20 protein-coding genes and 1 tRNA gene are annotated in these 19305 nt (G+C 67.6%); 5 read left to right on the plus strand and 16 right to left on the minus strand.

Translation table 11 applies throughout. The features are described 5' to 3' along the window. Positions 1 to 4: 4 nt before the first annotated feature. On the plus strand, positions 5 to 484 hold the full coding sequence (locus ABD770_RS00205; protein ID WP_344817474.1) for an Lrp/AsnC family transcriptional regulator: 480 nt from the start codon (positions 5 to 7) through the stop codon (positions 482 to 484). A gap of 35 nt (positions 485 to 519) precedes the next feature. On the opposite strand, the gene msrA is transcribed toward ABD770_RS00205, so the two are convergent. Further along, the gene (msrA, locus tag ABD770_RS00210) at positions 520 to 1074 is read right to left on the minus strand and encodes a peptide-methionine (S)-S-oxide reductase MsrA (protein ID WP_344817475.1); all 555 of its coding nucleotides are present in this window, start codon (positions 1072 to 1074) and stop codon (positions 520 to 522) included. 180 nt (positions 1075 to 1254) lie between these two features. On the opposite strand from msrA, the gene ABD770_RS00215 reads away from it, so the two are divergent. Next, entirely contained in the window at positions 1255 to 1728 is a 474-nt protein-coding gene (locus ABD770_RS00215) for a carboxymuconolactone decarboxylase family protein (RefSeq protein ID WP_344817476.1), read from the plus strand. Further along, positions 1725 to 2075, plus strand: a complete 351-nt coding sequence (locus ABD770_RS00220; RefSeq protein ID WP_344817477.1) for a GNAT family N-acetyltransferase — start codon at positions 1725 to 1727, stop codon at positions 2073 to 2075. Before ABD770_RS00215 ends, ABD770_RS00220 begins: the two co-directional genes overlap by 4 nt. Positions 2076 to 2094: 19 nt before the next feature. Here the strand turns inward: ABD770_RS00220 and ABD770_RS00225 are convergent, their stop codons facing one another. After that, a complete protein-coding gene (locus ABD770_RS00225) occupies positions 2095 to 3090 on the minus strand; it encodes a pirin family protein (protein WP_344817478.1) in 996 nt (331 codons plus the stop codon). Between the two features lie 49 nt (positions 3091 to 3139). Then, positions 3140 to 3673 carry a hypothetical protein gene (locus tag ABD770_RS00230; RefSeq protein WP_344817479.1) on the minus strand — a complete coding sequence of 178 codons (534 nt, stop codon included), beginning with the start codon at positions 3671 to 3673 and terminating at the stop codon, positions 3140 to 3142. A gap of 78 nt (positions 3674 to 3751) precedes the next feature. Between ABD770_RS00230 and ABD770_RS00235 the strand changes: the two genes are divergently transcribed. Then, complete coding sequence (locus ABD770_RS00235; RefSeq protein ID WP_344817480.1) at positions 3752 to 4363, plus strand: O-acetyl-ADP-ribose deacetylase; 612 nt, start codon at positions 3752 to 3754, stop codon at positions 4361 to 4363. A 57-nt stretch (positions 4364 to 4420) separates the two neighbouring features. Here the strand turns inward: ABD770_RS00235 and ABD770_RS00240 are convergent, their stop codons facing one another. The 9 genes from ABD770_RS00240 to ABD770_RS00280 all read right to left on the minus strand — a co-directional run bounded on the left by ABD770_RS00240 (position 4421) and on the right by ABD770_RS00280 (position 13389). Next, positions 4421 to 5326, minus strand: coding sequence for a TIGR03619 family F420-dependent LLM class oxidoreductase (locus ABD770_RS00240; protein ID WP_344817481.1), 906 nt, complete (start codon positions 5324 to 5326; stop codon positions 4421 to 4423). Positions 5327 to 5358: 32 nt separating this feature from the next. Then, complete coding sequence (locus ABD770_RS00245) at positions 5359 to 6768, minus strand: TRAP transporter large permease (protein WP_344817482.1); 1410 nt, start codon at positions 6766 to 6768, stop codon at positions 5359 to 5361. A 17-nt stretch (positions 6769 to 6785) separates the two neighbouring features. After that, positions 6786 to 7334, minus strand: coding sequence for a TRAP transporter small permease (locus tag ABD770_RS00250; protein ID WP_344817483.1), 549 nt, complete (start codon positions 7332 to 7334; stop codon positions 6786 to 6788). Positions 7335 to 7414: 80 nt separating this feature from the next. Beyond that, positions 7415 to 8533: a type 2 periplasmic-binding domain-containing protein gene (locus tag ABD770_RS00255; protein WP_344817484.1), complete on the minus strand. Its 1119-nt coding sequence runs from the start codon at positions 8531 to 8533 to the stop codon at positions 7415 to 7417. Between the two features lie 72 nt (positions 8534 to 8605). Further along, entirely contained in the window at positions 8606 to 10072 is a 1467-nt protein-coding gene (locus ABD770_RS00260) for a flavin-containing monooxygenase (RefSeq protein WP_344817485.1), read from the minus strand. 14 nt (positions 10073 to 10086) lie between these two features. Continuing rightward, the gene (locus ABD770_RS00265) at positions 10087 to 10869 is read right to left on the minus strand and encodes an N-acyl homoserine lactonase family protein (protein ID WP_344817486.1); all 783 of its coding nucleotides are present in this window, start codon (positions 10867 to 10869) and stop codon (positions 10087 to 10089) included. Beyond that, positions 10866 to 11852 carry an NAD-dependent epimerase/dehydratase family protein gene (locus ABD770_RS00270; protein ID WP_344817487.1) on the minus strand — a complete coding sequence of 329 codons (987 nt, stop codon included), beginning with the start codon at positions 11850 to 11852 and terminating at the stop codon, positions 10866 to 10868. Before ABD770_RS00270 ends, ABD770_RS00265 begins: the two co-directional genes overlap by 4 nt. 24 nt (positions 11853 to 11876) lie before the next feature. Next, positions 11877 to 12671, minus strand: a complete 795-nt coding sequence (locus ABD770_RS00275; RefSeq protein ID WP_344817488.1) for an HpcH/HpaI aldolase family protein — start codon at positions 12669 to 12671, stop codon at positions 11877 to 11879. After that, positions 12664 to 13389, minus strand: coding sequence for a GntR family transcriptional regulator (locus ABD770_RS00280; protein ID WP_344817489.1), 726 nt, complete (start codon positions 13387 to 13389; stop codon positions 12664 to 12666). The genes ABD770_RS00275 and ABD770_RS00280 overlap by 8 nt, the downstream gene beginning before the upstream one ends. 136 nt (positions 13390 to 13525) lie before the next feature. Here ABD770_RS00280 and ABD770_RS00285 point away from each other — a divergent pair, with 136 nt between their 5' ends. Beyond that, the gene (locus tag ABD770_RS00285; protein ID WP_344817490.1) at positions 13526 to 15052 is read left to right on the plus strand and encodes a PucR family transcriptional regulator ligand-binding domain-containing protein; all 1527 of its coding nucleotides are present in this window, start codon (positions 13526 to 13528) and stop codon (positions 15050 to 15052) included. A 367-nt stretch (positions 15053 to 15419) separates the two neighbouring features. Here ABD770_RS00285 and ABD770_RS00290 read toward each other — a convergent pair. The 4 genes from ABD770_RS00290 to ABD770_RS00305 all read right to left on the minus strand — a co-directional run bounded on the left by ABD770_RS00290 (position 15420) and on the right by ABD770_RS00305 (position 19296). Then, positions 15420 to 15494, minus strand: a tRNA-Gln gene (locus ABD770_RS00290). A 203-nt stretch (positions 15495 to 15697) separates the two neighbouring features. Continuing rightward, the gene (gene gltX / locus ABD770_RS00295) at positions 15698 to 17206 is read right to left on the minus strand and encodes a glutamate--tRNA ligase (protein ID WP_344817491.1); all 1509 of its coding nucleotides are present in this window, start codon (positions 17204 to 17206) and stop codon (positions 15698 to 15700) included. 66 nt (positions 17207 to 17272) lie between these two features. Beyond that, the gene (locus ABD770_RS00300; protein ID WP_344817492.1) at positions 17273 to 18523 is read right to left on the minus strand and encodes an MFS transporter; all 1251 of its coding nucleotides are present in this window, start codon (positions 18521 to 18523) and stop codon (positions 17273 to 17275) included. Beyond that, complete coding sequence (locus ABD770_RS00305) at positions 18520 to 19296, minus strand: fumarylacetoacetate hydrolase family protein (protein ID WP_344817493.1); 777 nt, start codon at positions 19294 to 19296, stop codon at positions 18520 to 18522. Before ABD770_RS00305 ends, ABD770_RS00300 begins: the two co-directional genes overlap by 4 nt. Positions 19297 to 19305: the final 9 nt, after the last annotated feature.

Genomic DNA, 19305 nt, shown 5'->3' on the forward strand with positions numbered 1-19305 from the left:
GAGATTGCCTGCAGCGCACACCACCGGGGTGGACACGCTCGACCTGCGCATCCTCGCCGCGCTGACCGCGCAGCCGGACGCGCCCGTGAAGCAGATCGCGGCAGGGCTCGGCATCCCCGCCTCGACCTGTGCGTTCCGACTGCGGTCGCTGCGATCCCGGGGCGTGGTCACCGGGCCGAAGGTCGTGATCGATGCCGCTGCGCTGGGCGCCACCGTGCAGGCGGTGATCCGCGTGCGCTTGGCCAACCACAACAAGAGCGGCGTCGACGCGCTCTTCGATGCGCTCGTTGCCACGCAGGGGGTTCTGCAGGTCTTCCACATCGCCGGCGCCGACGACTTCCTCGTGCATGTCGCGGTGCCGGATGCCACGGCCCTGCGCGACATCGTGCTGGAGCAGATCACCGTGCATGAGGTGGTGCGCGCCACGGAGACGCAGCTGGTCTTCGAACGGCGCGACGGGGCGGGCGTGCTGCCGGGGACGTGATGCCCTGGGCATCCGTCCCCGGGGACCGACGCGGGTCAGGCGGTGGTGGCGGTCCTCCGCGGCAGCACCCATCCAGCGCGCGGGAAGTGGCAGGTGTAGCCATACGGGTAGCGCTCGAGGTAGTCCTGGTGCTCCGGCTCGGCCTCCCAGAACGGCCCGGCCGGCTCGATGGTCGTCACGACCGGTCCCGGCCACAGTCCCGATGCATCGACATCGGCGATGGTCTCGCGCGCCACCCGCTCCTGCTCGGCATCGAGGGGGAAGATCGCCGAGCGGTAGCTCGTGCCGATGTCGTTGCCCTGCCGGTTCAGCGTGGACGGGTCGTGGATCTGGAAGAAGAAGGCGAGCACGTCGCGATAGGTGGTCTTCGCCGGGTCGTAGACGACCTCGATGGCCTCGGCGTGGCCGGGATGGTTCCGATAGGTGGCGTGCGCGTTCTCGCCGCCGGTGTAGCCGACGCGGGTGCCGAGCACGCCGGGCTGCTTGCGGATCAGATCCTCCATGCCCCAGAAGCATCCGCCGGCGAGGACGGCCGTCTCGGTTCCGGGTCGGCGGGTGATGGTTCCGGTGTCGCTGCTGCCACTGGTCATCTGCTGCGCTCCTCTGTTGGCTGGTCGTCGCATTGCATCCATCCATTCTCCCGCGGTATTCGAGAGATGGACCCGTCTTCGAGGCAGGCCGGGGGTCGGACCGGGGAATGCCGTCGAAGCACTCTAGGTTGGTGCTGACGACGGAATCCCCGCTGTCCGCCCCGTATCACGAGGAGAGTCATGGGTCTGTACCTGGACAAGTCCGCGCCCGACGTCTGGAAGGCCGTGACCGCATTCTCGGCCGCGGTCGCGAAGGAGGTCGAGCGCAGTGGGCTGTCGGCGCAGGAGGCGGAGCTCATCAAGGTGCGCGCCTCGCAGTTGAACGCCTGCGCGTTCTGCTTGGACCTGCACTCCCGAGAGGCACGGGCCGCGGACATCGCCCAGCAGAAGCTGGATCTGCTGCCGGCATGGCGGGAGAGCGGGCTGTACACCGAGCGGGAGAGGGCCGTGCTGGCGGTCGCGGAGGCGGCGACGCGACTGCCGCTGAGCGAGGAGTCGAAAGCCGACCTGGCCGGTGCCCGATCCGAGCTCGGCGACGCGGCGTTCGCGGCCGCCGAGTGGGTGGCGCTGACCATCAACACGTTCAACCGGATCTCGATCCTCAGTGAGCACCCCGTGCGTCCGCGCGGGGCCGACGGAAAGGTGCTGTCATGACCGAAGAGCGTTTCATCGTGCGGCATGCCCCCGATCAGTCCCGATACGTGCTGCTCGATCGCGGAGAGGACGGCACCGGGGCGACCGAGATCGGCGAGGAATCGTACGTGGATGTCGGGGACGAGCGCGTCCTGCACCACACCGGCGTCTCGGAGGAGTACGGCGGGCAGGGCCTGGCATCCCGGCTCGTGCTCGCCGCCGTGGAGGACACCGTCGCGTCGGGCAGGAGCATCGTGCCCGTGTGCCCGTACGTCGTGGCGTGGCTGCCGAAGCATCCGGAGTTCGACGCGCACGTCGTCCGGCACCGTCCGGAGCACATCGCCGCCATCAAGGCGCAGCAGAGCTGATCCGACGGCTCGGCCTCCGTCACTCCCGCGGGCGCAGCTGCACGGTCGGCATCGGCGGCGCCGGAAGCGGCGGCAGCTGGCCGTCGGGATACGGTCCGAACAGGTCGGGCCCGTCGGCGTCCCGCGGGTCGGCCGGGTCGAATCCCAGTTCGGCCTGATAGCGGCGGCGGAATTCGACGATCTCATCATGGCTGCGGCCGACGAAGTTCCACCACATGACGATGCGCTCCCCCAGCGGCACCCCTCCGAGCAGGATCACACGGGTGCCTTCGTCGCCCGCGACGATGCGCAGGGTGTCGGCGCCGGTGGGCGTGTAGCCGAGCTCACGATGCTGGAGCGCCGCGCCGTTCATCCAAATCGTGCCGCTCTCGGCAAGAGCGGCGTGCTCGAAGTCGGCGCGCACGTCGAGCAGCACCTCGGCGTCCGGTTCGAGGACGAGTTCGGCGCCGAGCATGTCGGGGGTGCGCGTGTCGACGGGAGAGGTGGACCCCAGCAGCGAGCCGATGAAGACGCGGGCGACGGCGCCGGGCAGGTGCACGGGGTCCGGTGCGTAGTGGGCGAAGACGTGCCCGGAGAAGCGGGTGGCATCCGGCAGGGCGTACCAGAGCTGCACGCCGTGCAGCACGGTCGTGTCGGCGGTGCTGATCTCCTGGTGGGTGATGCCGCGTCCGGCGATCATGAGGTTGAGCTCGCCGGGGCGCACCGCGGCGGCGACGCCGCTGGAGTCGAGATGGTCGATCTGGCCGGTGAACAGCCAGGAGACCGTCGCGAGTCCGGTGTGCGGATGCCGGGGCACCTCCATCCCGCCCGTGCGGGCCACGTCGTCGGGACCGTAATGGTCGAGGAAGCACCAGGACCCGACCAGGGAGCGCTGCTTCTGCGGCAGCGTTCGGTACACCGGCATGGCCCGCGGCCCGCCCAGCGGCACCTCCCGCGGGGTGAGCACCTCGACATCCGTGCACAGCGCGCCCGGTCCGAGGACGCTCTCGATCGGGTTCGACTCCTGATTGCTCATGCGGCTCTCCTCGGCATCCGTGACGTGACCCTGCCAGAGTATCCGCCGGTCACGGGTTGCGGAGGGCGGAGAGCACCATGCCGACGGGGATGCTCACGGCCAGCACGATCAACAGCATCCGGTAGCCCAGCAGAAGGAGTCGCGGCGCCATCGGCGGATGCGCTCCCCCACGCGGGCGGAAGGTCACGAGGAAGGCCAGCGCGAGCGACACCACGAGCAGCGCGGAACCGATGAACACGGTGACCGTCGAGCCGCCGAGCGTGCCGAGGAGCACGCCCAGGTTCCCGAGGTTCCACAGGGCGAACTGCACCCAGCCCCGGGCGCTCCCGGTCGTTCCTCGACCGTGGACCCCAGCGGACCCCATGACGACCTGCGCGACCCCGGCGACGAGGACGAGGTACGCGGCCGTCCAGCTGCCCCTGTCGAGCGCGAGCGGGCCGGTGACGGCCGCCACCAGGCCGCCGAGGATGACGCAGACGGCGCCGACGACGCGCATCGCCGTGGCGGAGGATGGTGCCGAGGCGGGGTCGGATGCGGGGACCGGATCGGAGGAGGAGGCCGGGACGGATGCTGAGGATGCCACGCCTCGACGCTACTCGCCCGGGCTTGGCATGGGCCGAGAGGTGCGATGGCAGGCGGATGCCCGCACTACAGTGATCGCATGACGACAGTGACCTGCCTGCGGGGAGACATCACGCATCAGCGCGTCGACGCCATCGTCAACGCCGCGAATCGCCGAATGCGCGGTGGTGGCGGCGTCGATGGCGCGATCCATCGCGCGGGCGGGCCGGAAGTGCTCGCGGACTGCATCGCGCGCTTCCCGCACGGCCTGCAGACCGGGGAGGCGGGGTGGACCACGGCGGGCCGACTGCCGGCGAGGTGGGTGATCCACACCGTCGGACCGGACTACGGTGCCGGCGAGCGGGATCCCGCCCTGCTGGAGTCCTGCTATCGGCGGTCGCTGGAGGTCGCCGACGAGCTGGGCGCGCGCAGCGTGGCGTTCCCGCTGGTGAGCGCCGGCGTGTACCGGTGGCCACGGACGGATGCCGTGCGGATCGCCGTGCACACGCTGCTGCGCACGCCCACACGCGTCGAGGAGGCGCGCATCGTCGCCTTCAACGACGAGATCGAGGGGGCCGTGCGCGCCGAACTCGTGCAGGCGCGTGAGGAGCCTCTGACGGCCTTCGCGGACGGGGATCCAACGCCGCCCGGACGGGCGATCAGCGGAGGGTCCGGTGTCCGTTCACCAGAGCCGCCGGACCGGAGCGCCTGAGCAGCCCCAGGCCGGCAGGTCTGATGAAACTCGTCACGGGGCGCGAGCCGCGCGTGGTCATGACGGTAGGGCACTCTCTGCGACCGCCGACACCACGCGTTCGATATCGCTCTCGTCGCGCAGGGTCGACAGGGCGATCAGTGCGCGGTCGGCCCCGGCGTCTTCCAACCGGCGGAGCAGATCGCGGTTCGGGAAGGTGCGCGGTGTCAGGTCGCCGTCGTGCTGCGGGCCGCGCAGGATCATGGTGATCTGCAGTTCGCGCGGGTCGCGTCCGATCCGTTCTGCGGCGTCGTCGAGCCGTTGGCGGGCCTCGCGCGCCAGTTCGGGCGCCTGGGCGATGTTCTCGTCTGTGAACAACACGGCCAGCCATCCGTCGGCGTGGCGCGCGATGCGTTCGACGCTGCGATCGGTCAGCCGCGCGCCGAGCAGGTACTTCGGACCGCGCGGCTGCGCGGGGCCTGGATAGAGCTGCATCGGCGGGAACGAGTAGAACTCGCCGGAGTGCTCGACCGTCTGCTCCGTCCACAGCCGGCGCATGATGCCGAGCGATTCGATCGTCTGCGCCCAGCGCCGGTCGTAATTCCCGCCGAGCGCTTCGATCTCGGGCCGGCTCCATCCGGTGGTCGCGCCGCAGATGATCCGCCCGCCGCTGTACAGATCGAGCGATGCGAGCTCGCGGGCGAGGCGGATCGGGTGATGCTCGGGAATGAGGAAGGCGCCGGCACCGAGCGTGATGGTGGATGTGAGCGCCGACGCACGCGCGAGCATGACCATCAGGTCTTGAAAGTGGGGCACACCGTTGTTGTGCACGTGGAAGCTGGGCCCCGACACGGGCCTGATCGGGTGCTCACCGTAGAACACGGACTCGAACCCGCACTGCTCGGCGTACTGGGCGACGAGCGCCCCGTCGACGTCGGGGTAACCCTGCGGCGGTGTCGGCGGACGGCTGATTCCGATGTGCATGTCGTTCCTGCTTTCGTGATGGGTGATCGAGGTCACAGAGCGCCGGCGATGCGCGGCAGCCAGAGGATGAGGTCGGGAAAGATGAAGAACCCCGCTGTGATGACGAGATCGAGGATCACGAACGGTGTGATCGACAAGAACACGCGCTCGGCACGGACCTTGCCGATGCCAGCGGCGATGAACACGTTCAGGCCGACCGGCGGCGTGATGAGCCCGATCTCGATGAGCTTGACGGCGAGGATACCGAACCAGACGCCGTCGAATCCGAGTTCCATGACCACGGGTGCCGCGATCGGCACGAACAGCAGCATCGTCGACAGCCCGTCGAGGAACATGCCGATCGGGATGAGCAGCAGCAGCATGATCCCGACAACCGCGAGTGGTTCGACGGGCAGGGTCGAGACCCACTCCGCGATGCGGGCCGGAATGCTCGTGAGCGCAGCGAAGTAGGTGAACACGGCCCCGGCGATCAGCAAGAGGAAGATCATCGAGGTCGCACCGGCGGTCTCGCGGATCGATCCGCCGATGAGCTTTCCGATGGACTGCCCGGGATTGCGTCGTGCGATGATCGCGATGATCAGCGCTGCGAAGGCTCCGACAGCGCCGGCCTCGGTGACGGTGAAGATGCCGAAGGCCAGGCCGCCGACCACGACGCCGAACAGCAACACCGTATACGCCACGGACATGGCGTCAGCGCCTCGCAGCGACCGCCACCCTTCACTGGTCGGCGTGCGGTCGGCTCGCGCCGGTTCGACGTCGGCCGACGCCAGGTCCGCGTCGATGCCGCCCGCTGCACCGACGAGCGCCGGCTGTCGTGCGGCCATCTTCGCCCGCGGCCCGACGGCATTGGTCAGCACGACCCAGGCGATGAGCACGAAGCATGAGACGGCGCCGGGAATGACGGCCCCGAGGATCATGGCCGCGATGCTGACCTCAGCGAGCACGCCGTAGACGACGAGGATGATGCTGGGTGGGATGAGCACCGCGAAGGTGCCTGCGGCGGCCACCACGGCCGCCGCATAGTGCCGCGAGTACCCGAACTTCGACATCTCCTGAATCGAAATTCGGCCGAACGAGGCGACGTCGGCGGCGGTCGAGCCCGAGATGCCGCTGAACATCGCGGTGGCGGCGACTGCGGTGGCCGGCAGCCCGCCGGGCAGTCGGCGCAGCAGCACGTTCATGACGCGGTAAATGCCTGCCCCGACGCCGGAGTTGGCGATGAGTGAGCCGAGCAGCACGTACATGGGTATGACGACGAGAGCGTACTTCGCAGTAGCGGAGTATGGCAGTGCGCCCAGCGTCGCCTGCGTGGTCGCGCTGCCGCTGAGGATGAGGATGCCGATGGTGCTGCCGGTCAGCAGCGCGAGCGCGATCGGGACGCGCATCGCCATGAGCGCGACGAAGACCAGGATGGTGAGGACGATGACGATCTCAGTGGACATGAGGTTCTCCGGGTCTGCTAGATTCCGGCGTCGACGTCATCGTCGAAGTCAGGCTTTCGACCGAGCTGCACGTCGCGACACAGGATCAGGGCGTCGTTGACCAACGCCAGGAAGAGGGCGGCCAGTCCGAGCGGAATGATGAGCTTCGCCGGCCAGACCGGCACCGACAGCAGGCCGTACCGATACTCGCCGGCGAGTGCGGATTGGATGCCGGTGAGTGCGGTCGCGTAGATCATCCAGCCGAGAACGACCAACGCGACGACGAGTCCTACGATGGTGAGTGTGCCACCCAGGCGGGCAGGCAGTCGGCTCACCAGCAGCGGGGTGCGGATGTGGAGCTTCATGACCTCGGCGGTCACCATGCCCGCGAACACCGCGAACACCAACAGCACCTCGCCCAGTTCGATGGCGCCGCGCAGGCTCGTACCGACCAGTTGTCGCATGGTGACGTCGATGACGGTCAGCGCCATCATCGCGATGGTGGCCACCCCGGCCAGTGCCGTCAGGCCGACGGACGTGCCGCGGACGGCGCTGTCGAAACCCGCCAGCAACTTGTCGAACCGCATGATCAACCTCCTTGTCATCGGTGTGGGGAACGCTGTCCTCGCCACAGCAAGGCGCGAGGACAGCGTTCCCCAGCTGTGGCTTAGAGCTGTCCGGCAACGCAGCGCTCGAAGGCGGGCACGTAATCCGACTCGGACTCGTGCTTCTCCAGGGTCGAGTCGTACGCCTCCCAGAAGCCGTCGATCTCAGCCTGCGAGTACCCCGCACCGAGGCCGATCTCGACGAACGCGTCGAAGACGGCGTCGCGGGAGGCGTCACGCCATTCCGCCTGCACCGCGTCGCTCCACACCGCCAGCTCTGAGGTCTTCTGCAGCGTGGTGCAGGCCTCGGCGTACTTCACGTCAGCGATGTCGCCGAGCTGCTCGGTGATCTCTTTCGATGCCTGCTCGAACACCGCTTTGTGGTCGTCGCTCAGTGAGTTCCACACCTGAGCGTTCATCATTACGTCGAACGCGCCGAAGGCGCCGTAGCCGGGGTCGTAGATGAAGTCGGCGACCTCGCCGAGGCCGGTGTCCGCAGCGGTGTCCATGGCAACGGCCGCGTAGCAGTCGACGACTCCGCGGTCGAGGGCATCGCGCAGCTCGTCGACCGGCAGCGCCACGATGTTGCCCGCAATGGGCTCCAGCGCGACGTCGAGCAGACCGCCTGAGCGGATCGACATGTTGGACAGGTCCCCCAGTGCCACGGCCGGCTTGTTGCAGCCGATCGTCGTGGGGGCGGGCACCCACGTGAACATCTGCTGTACGCCGAGCTTCTCATACTGTCCGGCCAGCAGTTCGTTGCTTCGTGCGAGTTCGTAGAACGTCTCCGAAATCGCCGGCAGATTCGCGGACCGGAAGGCGACACCGACTGCGTGCGAGAACGGAAGCTCTGCCGGGTAGTAGATGATGCCCGGAGCCGTGATGTCGGCGCGACCGTCGCGAGCAGCGGGAAGCATGTCGACGGCGTTCACGAGCGCACCGCTGTTGAACAGTTCGATCTCGATCTCGCCGTCGGACAGCTCCGCGATGCGGTCGATCCACTTGACGTAGCCGGCATTGTCGGCCGACGACGGGCCGGTGTAGGTGGCCATGCGCAGGCTGACCTTTTCTCCGGTGGGACCGTCGCCCCCGGTCGACGGGGCAGTCTCGCCGCTGCACGCGGTGAGAGTGAGCGCGGTGAGGGCGAGCGCGCTGAGAATGACTTTCATGGAACGACGCATGGTGGTCTCCTTCGACGTAGGGATGCGCTATGCGGGGTTATCTGTTGCGGGGTGTGGCGGGTGGGCAGAGCCTCACGGTGGCGATGTTGCGGCCTTTGAGGTGCTCGGGTCTTGCTGAGGCTTCGATGGATCGGCGTGCTGTAGAGCGGGATGGTTGCGTTCCAGACGCTCCTCCACGCCGCGATTGACGGTAAGGCGGTCAGCACTGAGGCGAGACGCGGCACGGCGCCGGGCACTGTCTCGCTGCTCTCGACGCAGCAGCGCCAGGTACGGACCCGGCTCGAGCTCGAACGCGTAGCGCGGGCCGGGCGGGTACCGACGCGCAAGCCACTGCGCGGTCGCGGCGACTTCGGCTTCCATGTCACCCACGGTCGGAAGCACCAGCTCGCCGCTTTCGATCGCCGCGAACCATCGCGACTGATGCTCCATCATTCGCGGATTCGACAGCCCGTTGGTGTTGAAGAAGCCGTTGAAGTACAGGCCCGGCCAACGCGGTGGGATGCCGCGGCCGAACAGGTTGAGGCTGCCGCCGGCGTCAAGCGACACGATGCGCGGGTCAAGGAATGGGAACGAGAGTGTGTAGCCGGTGGCAGCGATGATGGCGTCGTACCGATCTTCGGCTCCGTCTGAGAATGTCACCGTGTCGCCGGCGGCGGCGACCACACCCCGACGTACCTGCACCCGCTCGTAGGCGATGTGCTGGATCAGGGTCGCCTGCGAGATCGGGTGGGTGCGGCCCTTGGGCGTCTGGATGCCCCACGTCTCCATGCGCCCGTGCACGAGTCGGGTCACCAGCCGGCGCACGAGCAGGTAGGTGTCGCGCGGCAGCCATGGCTTGCGGAACCATCCCTCCACCTGGCTCAGCGGACGACCGAGGAAGATCTTCGGGGTGATCAGTTCGGGCGAGCGGATCGCGATGTGGGTGGTGTCGGCGACCGTCGCGAGGTCGGCGGCGATGTCGACCGCCGAGTTGCCCGAGCCGACCACGAGCACCTTCTTACCGCGGTACTCCCATGGCTCCTTGTAATAGTGGGAATGGATGAGATTGCCGGTAAAGCCGTCGAACAGGCTCGGCAACGACGGCTCTGTGAGATGGCCCGTCGCTACGATAACGCTGTCGAACCAGCCGGTAAAGCCGTCGCCCGCGGTGACATGCCAGCGCAGCGGTGCGGCGGGATCATCTGAAGTGACGGGGACGACTGCGGTCACCTCGGCGCCGAAACGCACATGCCGACGCAGGTCGAACTGGTCCGCATAGTCGTTGAGGTAGGCGCCCACCTGCTCGTGGCTCGGAAACATGGTCGGCGCGGCGCGGAAGCCGTAGTCGACGAAGTGCGTCGCCTCACGCGCCGTGTTGATATGCAGGCTGCGGTAGGCCGAGCTGCGGCCGTTGTCGTTGTTGTAGATCCAGATACCACCCAGCTGCGAGCCGATCTCGAAGATCGTGACGCGGTGGCCGGCTTCGATTGCGGATTTGGCGCTGACCAGCCCGGCAGCGCCACCGCCGATGATCGCGATCTCACGTGATGTCCTCGTCATGCTTCCCTCCTTTCTCAGCTGCGCGGATGTGCTCGGTAGATGCCACCGCCGATGGTTTCGAGCTCGTCGAGCATGAGCGGGTCATGGCCGGGCAGCCAGCGGCCACCAGCTGATACGGCCGTGATGCGATCGAATCCCCGTTGGTACGCGTCGTAATCGTTGAGCAGCGCGGTCGGCGTACGGGTCTGCAGGTTGACGAACAGGTGGCTCGCATCGCCCGCGAGCACGAGCGGCCCGCTGTCGAGATCAAGCACGGTCATCTGCATGCCCGGGGAATGCCCGGCGATCCGTTCCACCCGCAACCCCGGCCGAATGACCTGGTCACCGTCGAGCGCGGTGACCCGATCGGCTGCGATGAGCGCACGCAACTCGTCGAGGCTCGCTCGGTCTCCGAGCTCGACGGCGAGGGGATGGTTCTGCCCACGCCCGAGGTAGTACTCGATGTCGGAGCGTTGGATGAACAGCCGTGCGTTCGGGAAGCGCTGCGGTGTGTGGAAGTGATCCCAATGCAGGTGCGAGACGATCACAGTGCCGACGTCGCTCGGCGATAGGCCGAGGCGCGCGAGCTGCTCGCACGGGTCGCGGTAGTCGACGACATGTTTCTCCACCGCGGCTTCAGGCGAGAACCCGGTGTCGACGAGCACGACCTCGGCGTCGTACTGCAACACCCAGATGAGAAACGCGACCTGTACCTGCTCGCCGGAGGCGTCGAGATGCACAAGGCGGTTGCGGTCGACCCATTTGTGCCCGAGCAGGCACGCATGGACCGCAGATGGTGAATTGCTGGCGGTACTCATTCGACGCGATCCAGCCAGCTGATCATCATGCCGATGCCCTCTTCGATGCCGACGGCCGCCTCCCAATCGAGATCTGTCTTGGCAGCGGAGACGTCGAGATGCAGCGATTCGCGCAGGGTGGGCGCAGCCGCACCGCGCTCGTCCGGGACGAACCGCGGCCGCAGGTCGGTTCCGGTGATGCGGATGACGGCTTCGACCGCTTCTCGGGTAGTCAGCGAGCGACCGGTGGCGATGTTGTACGCGGCGCCGGTGCGGCCGACCTCCATGGTGCGGACCATACCTTCCGCAGCATCACCCACGTAGATGAAATCGTGGCCGTCGTCGCCCGAGCCGACGATGACGGGCCGCTCACCCATCTGGATCGCCTTGTATGCCTTGACGATCTGCAGGGCGTTCAGCCCGCGCTCGTGCTGTCTCTCACCGTAGACAGTCGCGAATCGCACGGTGGAGAACTCAGGACCACCGCTGGCGGCGTACAGTGCACCGAGCTGCTCGCCGATGAGTTTCGACAGCGCGTACAACGCGAATGTCGGTGAGATGTCTGTGGAGCTGAAGGGGCTCGATTCCGATACCAGCCCGTCGATGGCGGCGCCGTAGACCGAGATCGACGAAGCGAAGACGACCTTGCCCACGGATGCGGCGCGGGCAGCCTCGATCACGTTCATCATGCCGTTGATGTTGACGTTCAGCCCAAGTCGGACGTCTCGGCTCATCGGGATGACGAGGAATGCCGCGATGGCGAATACGCCGTCGGCGCCGTCGAAGGCCTCGGTCAGCGACTCTCGGTCGAGGATGTCGGCCTGCACGAAGGTCACGCGGTCGTCGCTGATGAGATCGTCGAGGTGGGTCAGGGCGCTGAGCGACAGGTTGTCGAGCAGGGTGACGTGGGCGGCACCGCGCTCGAGCAGCGTCTGGGCCACCCTCGTTCCGATGAGGCCGGACCCGCCGGTGATGACGAAGCGCTTGTCGGAGATCTCTTGCATGTCTGTTTCCTTTGTTGCAGCGGCTCAGGCGCCGATGTCGGTGAGGAGGGTGCGGTACGCGTTGGCGAGCACCCGTTGGTCGATTGAGACGATGAGCAGGTCGACGCCGGCCCCGGCCCAGCGCAGGGCCTGCTCGCGATTGGTGACGTACATGCCGACGCGCGAGCCCGCGTTACGGGCGGCTGCGATGATGCGGTCCACCGCGTCGAGCACCAACGAGTGGTCGAGCTGCCCAGGCACGCCCAAAGACGTGGCGAGGTCACCAGGGCCGGGCACGACGACGTCGAACGCGAACTCGGCGAGCAGGTCATCAGCTCGGTCGAGCACGATGCTGTCTTCGACCAGTCCCAAGGCGATGATGTCGCGATTCGCTTCGGCGGATGCTTCGGGGAACGACGAGAGACCGTAGTCGGCCGAACGCACGGCAGAACAGGTCGGCCGTGTGCCGACGGGCGCATAACGCATGGCGCTCAGTGCTTCGCGAGTGCGGTCGGCGTCGAGTCCCACGTGCGGCAGCACGATGCCGTCAACGCCGGTGTCGAGCATGCGGCCGATCTCCGCAGGGTCGTTCTGCCGCACGCGACCGATCGGCGAAGCGCCACCGACGCGTGCGGCCCGCACGTGCTGGGTGAGCTCGAGGGCGCCGAGCGGCGCGTGCTCGGTATCGATGAGCACGAAGTCGTAGCCTGCCAGGCCGATGATCTCGCTGTGGGCGGGGTCGGGCGAGAAGACGAATGATCCGACGGCGAAGCGGTCAGCGTTCCAGGCGTCTCGGATACCGCCACCTGATGCGGGACGCAATGTTGAGCGATCAGTCATGGGTCGGTCCTTTTCTTTCGGCGGGACGGTCGTGCTCGCGGGCGGTGAGGGTGAACAGCACGCGCTCTTTCGAGAAGCGCAAGACGTCTTCGACCAGGGTGTGGAACGGCTCGCGGGCCCGGAACGCATCGAGAATGAGCCGGTGCTGCTCTAGTGACTGCTCGAGAGTGCCGGGGCGGCTGATGCCGAAAGCGCGCAGTTGCAGACCACGGGCGGCGGTGCGGTTGACGATCTGCACGAGGTGCCTGTTGGGGCAGACCGCTCGGTAAGCCCTGTGGAAGTTCTCCGACGCGTTGAGCCGGTCACCGTACGCATGACGCTCCTGTGCGGCGGCCATCTCGTCGAAAGCGCGTTGGGCAGTGGCCACCACCTCGTCGTCGATGTGCGGCCCGGCCAACCGGGCGCACTCGGGCTCGATCAGAATGCGGCAGTCGTAGAACTCGCAAGCGGACTGCGGATCGGCTTCAGCAACTCGAAAGCCGCGGCCGCGCTCTCGCGTGAGCACCCCGGCATCGAGCAATGACAGCAGCGCTTCACGCACCGGTGATCGGCTGATGCCGAGCTTGGTCGAGATCCACGGTTCGCTGACATGCGAGCCGGGCTGCAACTCACCGCGGACGATGGCGTCGGCGAGCCAGACATAGGTCTGATTGGCAAGTGGCGAGACGCCCTCGTCCTGGAAAGGACTCGGCTGCGCGACATACACCATGCTCTCCATCCCTACGTCGTTGTATACAGCTTGTGACGCTCATCGGCAGGGGATCTGCACGATGCAAGACCATAGTGGGGAAATCAGGGTTTGTAGATGGATGATTCATCCCATTTAATGCACTTCTATGGATAAACTATCCAACATGCCGGAGGTTACCCTGGAGCGCTTGTGCGGGGTCCTGCTGAACGACCTTGTCCCGATGTCGCGTGAGTTGAGCCTGAACGTCGCCCTGTCGGACGTGCATGTGTCAGAGCTTGTCGACCCGACCCCGTACCTGGGCGGCGGTGAACTGATCCTCACCACGGGCATGCCGTTCATCGGCACTGACCGAGACATCACCGCCTACGTGAACCGGCTCGTCGAGCACGGTGTCGCGGCACTCGGGCTGGGGCTCGGCGAGGGGCTCAACATTCCACCGCAGGAGCTGGTCGACGCGTGTCACGACGTCGGCATGCGACTGCTGATCGTGCCTGACCGGGTACCGTTCATGAATGTCTCACGGGCGTTCAGAGATCTGGTCGGCTCCGCCCAGCGTGCGATCTTCGCCTCGAAACTGGCAAAGCAGACGGCCCTGGCACGCAGCGTGGCCGAACGTCGGAACGTCGAGGGTGTGCTCCGCCAGATTGCCGAGACGCTGGGCGGGTGGGCGGTGTACTGGCGTCCGAGCGATGAGAGTGCGAGCGTGTGGCCGCCCGAGCAACGGGCGACTGTACCGAAGCTGCGGGCGCAGTCGGCACGCCTGCGGCTGGCCAACCTGCACACCGCTTCGACGTTCGAGCTCGACGGCGCCGAGGTCGTGCAGCACTCGGTCGCGACCCATGGGGCGATCGACGGATTCCTCGCCGTCGGCGTGTCCTCGGGCGCTCGGCGCGATGACCACCGCGAGTTTACGCTCATGGCCACGGCCTTCATCTCGCTCGTGCGTGCCGCCGAGGTCGATCTCGAGCGGGCCCACCGTGCCCTCGACTCGAACGTCACGACCCTCATGGTCAACGGTCATCTCGACGCCGCACGCATGCTCGCCCACCCCCGGCGATTGCCGACGCACGTCTGGATCCTCGCTATCCGCGGCGAACGCTCCGCCGAACTGAGTCCCATCGAGATCGCTGCCACGACTCCCCTGCCTGCTGGCCTCGACAACCCGCAGATGCGGATGCGCATCGCCAATTGCCGGCACTGGACACACCTGACGGAAACGACGTTCGCGCTACTCGACGCCGACGCGAGGCAGGCAGAGGAAGCAGCTCTCAAGCCTCGTGTCGAGCAGCCCAGCAGCAGCCTCGCGGCCTCACTGAGCGGCGTCGTCGCAGTGTCGACCATTGCAGACCAGCTTGGGCCGCTGAGCGCAGTGTGCGAAGCGACACCATTGGGCCAAGCCGCACACTTCGACCGCGTGGTCACCACCAGAGCGAAGGACTGGGTCGCACGACTCACCGAGAGCTGCGGCCACGACATGGTGTCCCTCGTTCGCTCGTATCTGCAGTTCCGTGGTCGATGGGAAAAAGTCGCGCAGGCCCACCACCTGCACCGCAACTCCGTCCGTAGCCGCATCTCCACCGTCGAGCGCTTGCTTGGCCTGGATCTCGACGACCCCGACGTCGCAGCGGAATTGTGGATCGCCCTCGGCACGATTACCGGGCCGAGTACCCCTCGACCGCCAAGGCCATAGTCGCTGTCGCCCAGCAGGGAGGCGCCAGTGCGGAATCGTTGCGTCGATGGATGTTCCAGGCCGGCATCGACACCGGCGACTGCCGGCGAATATCGACGGTCCCGAAGCGACAATGACCTTCTTCGCGGGGAATTCGACTCCCGCAATCGTTGATCAGGGGCGTCATCGATCAGATGAGAGCCGAAGGGCACACGGTCGAGTCGAATATCCGGGCCCTGCAAGAGCAGGGTGTGAAGTCCGTCACGCGCGCCCACCGGGTCTGGCGACAGGATGCACTCCGTGCCGGACAGTCACCGACGCGATCGTCTTCGACGCCGTGCATGACGCCGCCTGGCGTGTTGAAGCGATGCCCGTTTCAACGAATTTTTGGCTGGGGTACCTGGACTCGAACCAAGAACAACTGAACCAGAATCAGCCGTGTTGCCAATTACACCATACCCCAAGGGCGAGAACCGAAGCCCCGCACCGAGGTTCAAGCTTACCCGACAGGCATCCGGATGGCGAATCGAGACGGATCGGCCGGGCGTGGCGCACGCACCCCGCAGCACCACCGCAGACCCGGAATCAGGGGCGCCGAAACACCCGGATCACGTACCGGCAGACCCCACTCGCAACGGCACCGCACCGCGGCATCCGTCTCCGTGATCAGCCCAGGTGCGCGACCAGCGCGCGCAGGCGCGCGAGCGTCTTCTCCTTGCCGAGCAGCTCCATCGACTCGAACAGCGGGGGCGAGACGCGCCGGCCGCTGAGCGCGACGCGCGGCGGACCGAAGGCCACCCGCGGCTTGAGCCCGAGCTCGTCGACCAGTGTGGTCGACAGCGCCTGCTTGATGGCATCCGTCGTGAACTCCGCGACCGGCTCGAGGGCGGCGATCGACGCCGTGAGCACCTCGCCGGCGTTGACCGGCAGCCCCTTCAGGGCATCCGGCTGGTACTCGATCTCGTCGGCGAACAGGAAGCCCAGCAGCCCCGGCGCCTCCCCCAGCAGCCGCATGCGCTCCTGCACGAGCGGCGCGGCGCGGAACGCCAGCACGATCTGCTCGTGCGTGGGCTCGGCCGCCCCGAACACCCCGGCATCCGCGAGGTACGGCAGCATCCGCTCGGCGAAGTCCTTGCCGTCCAGCAGGCGGATGTGGTCGCCGTTGATGGCCTCGGCCTTCTTCTGGTCGAAGCGCGCCGGGTTCGGGTTCACATCGGCGATGTCGAACTCGCGGATGAACTCCTCGAGGGAGAACACGTCGCGGTCGGGGCCGATCGACCAGCCCAGCAGCGCCAGGTAGTTCAGCAGCCCCTCGTGGATGAAGCCGTGCTCGCGGTGCAGGAACAGGTCGGCCTGCGGGTCGCGCTTGGACAGCTTCTTGTTGCCGGTCTCGCCAAGCACCAGCGGCATGTGCGCGAAGCGCGGCACGAACGTGGTCACGCCGGCCTTGATGAGCGCGTCGTACAGCACCAGCTGGCGGGCGGTGGAGGGCATGATGTCCTCGCCGCGCAGCACGTGCGTGATGCCCATGAGCGCATCGTCGACGGGGTTCACGAACGTGTACAGCGGCTGACCGTTCGGGCGCACCAGCACGTAGTCGGGGAACGAGCCCGCCGGGAACGTGATCTCCCCGCGGATGAGATCCACGTAGGTGAGGTCCTCATCCGGCACCCGCAGACGCAGCGCGGGCTGACGTCCCTCGGCGCGGAACGCGGCCTTCTGCTCGTCGGTCAGGTCGCGGTCGAAATTGTCGTAGCCGAGCTGCTTCGCCCGGCCGTTCGCCTCATTGCGGGCGTCGATCTCCTCCGCGGTGGAGAAGCTCTCGTACACGGCACCCGACGCCTTGAGCTTCTCGATCACCTCACGGTAGATGTCGTGCCGTTGCGACTGCCGGTACGGGCCGTTCGGGCCGCCGACCTCCACGCCCTCGTCCCAGTCGATCTTCATCCAGGTGAGCGCATCCACCAGCTGCCGGAAGCTCTCCTCGCTGTCGCGGGCGGCATCCGTGTCCTCGATGCGGAAGACCAGCTTGCCGCCGTTGTGCCGCGCGTACGCCCAGTTGAACAGCGCCGTGCGCACCATGCCGACATGCGGCAGGCCGGTCGGCGAGGGGCAGAAGCGCACACGGATGTCTGGCCCGGTGGCGGTGGTGGTGAGGGGGTGCACAGTAGCCATATCCCGTCGATTCTACCGGGGCGGATGCTGCGCCCGAAGCCGCGCATCAGGCGACGCCGAAGCCCGTCAGCGGATGCGCCCGAGCGGCGACAGCACGGTGATGGCGACGACGAACACGAGCGCGACGATGCTGAGCCCGCCGTAGCCGAAATGCGTGAGCACCGGGCCCGCCGCGGCCGCTCCCACAGCCGCGGTGAGACTCATGAGCGAGTCGCTGATCCCCTGGCGCCGAGGACGCCGCGGCACCGTCGACGACTCGGTCAGCAGTGCGGCGCCGGCGACCGTGGCGGCGCTCCACCCGAGACCCAGCAGCACCAGGGCGATCATGACGCCCGCCGGGTTCTCCCCCGCGACGATGGCCGTCACCAGTGACGCCGCCAGCACGGCCTGTCCCAGCAGCACCACGCGGATCCTCCCCCACCGGTCGGCGAGGATGCCGAACACCGGCGACAGCCCGTACATCCCGGCCACGTGCAGGGCGATCGTGATGCCCACGAGCAGCGTCACATCCGTGCTGGAGGGCATCCCGCCGCCCATGCCGTGCGCCATGTGCTTGAGATGGATGGGCGTCATCGCCATGACAGACGCCATCACCGCGTGCGACCCCGCCACGGCGAAGATCGCATACCGTGCGGCCACCGGATGGTCCTCACCGGCTCCCAGCACCGCCGCGCGCGAGGGCGACTCGACCATGCGCAACGCCGTGAGCAGCGGATCCGGCCGCAGCGCCACGAGATACAGCACGAGGGCGGCGGCCTGGGCGACGAAGGAGAACAGGTATGAGCCGGTCAGCGGCGGCATCCCGACCGCCTGGCCGACCACCTCCCCCGGCGTCAGCAGCAGCGGACCGGCCACACCGCCGACCGTCGTCGACCACACGACGATCGACAGATCGCGGCCACGATGCTCGGGCGAGGCGAGGTCTGCGGCCGCGAAACGGGACTGCAGGTTTCCGGCGTTGCCCATGCCGATCATGACGATCCCGACCAGCAGCAGCGGGAACACCCGCCAGGCCGCCGCTGAGATCACCACGGCGATGCCGATCAGCGCCAGCAGGTTCCCCGCCGTCAGCGACAGCCGCCGGCCCCGCCGGGCCGCGAAGCGGGCGAGCGGGATCGCGAACGCCGCGGCGCCCAGGGTGACGGATGCCGTGGCCAGGCCCGACAGCGCATCGTCGCCGGACAGGTCCGCCGCCAGCAGCGCCCCCAGCGACACGGTCGCACCGAAGGCGATGCCGCCCAGCACCTGCCCGAGCGACAGCACACGGACGGTGCGCCGTTGCACGGCCCTGAGCCGGTCGGCGGTCAGCGTGCTCACGGGGTGGGCGGCGCGTCCCGCACCGGGTTGCGCAGCGTCCCGATCCCCGTGATCTCGATCTCGATGGTGTCGCCGGCCTGCACCGGTCCGACGCCGGCGGGGGTGCCGGTCATGATGACGTCGCCCGGGAGCAGGGTGAACACCGCCGAGGCGTAGGCGATGATGTCGGCGACGGAGTGGATCATGTCCGTCAGCGGGGCCTGCTGGCGGACCTCTCCGTTGACCCGGGTCTCCAGACGCGCAGACTCTGCGTCGAACTCCGTCTCGATGACCGGGCCCAGCGGGCAGAAGGTGTCGAAGCCCTTCCCGCGCGTCCACTGCCCGTCCTTGCGCTGCAGGTCGCGTGCCGTGAAGTCGTTGCCCACCGTGTACCCGAACACGTGGTCGAGCGCGTCATCGGCCGAGACGTTCTTCGCGATGCGTCCGATGACGGCCACCAGCTCGCCCTCGTATTCGGTGCGCTCCGAGATCGCCGGGCGCACGATCGTGTCGCCGGGCCCGATCACGGAGGTGTTGGGCTTGAGGAACAGCAGCGGCTCCTCGGGCGCCACGTTGCCGAACTCCGCGGCATGCTCGTGGTAGTTGCGACCCACGCACACGACCTTCGAGCGCGGGATCACCGGCGCGAGCAGTGCCGCATCCGACAGCGGGATCCGCTCGCCCGTCGTCTCGAACCCGGCGAACATCGGGTCACCGGAGAGCACGACGAGTTCGCCCTCATCGACGATGCCGTACCGGATGCCCTCACTGTGACTGAATCGTGCGATCTTCATCCGGACAGC

The sequence above is a fragment of the Microbacterium soli genome (assembly GCF_039539005.1).
Taxonomy (GTDB): Bacteria; Actinomycetota; Actinomycetes; order Actinomycetales; family Microbacteriaceae; genus Microbacterium; species Microbacterium soli.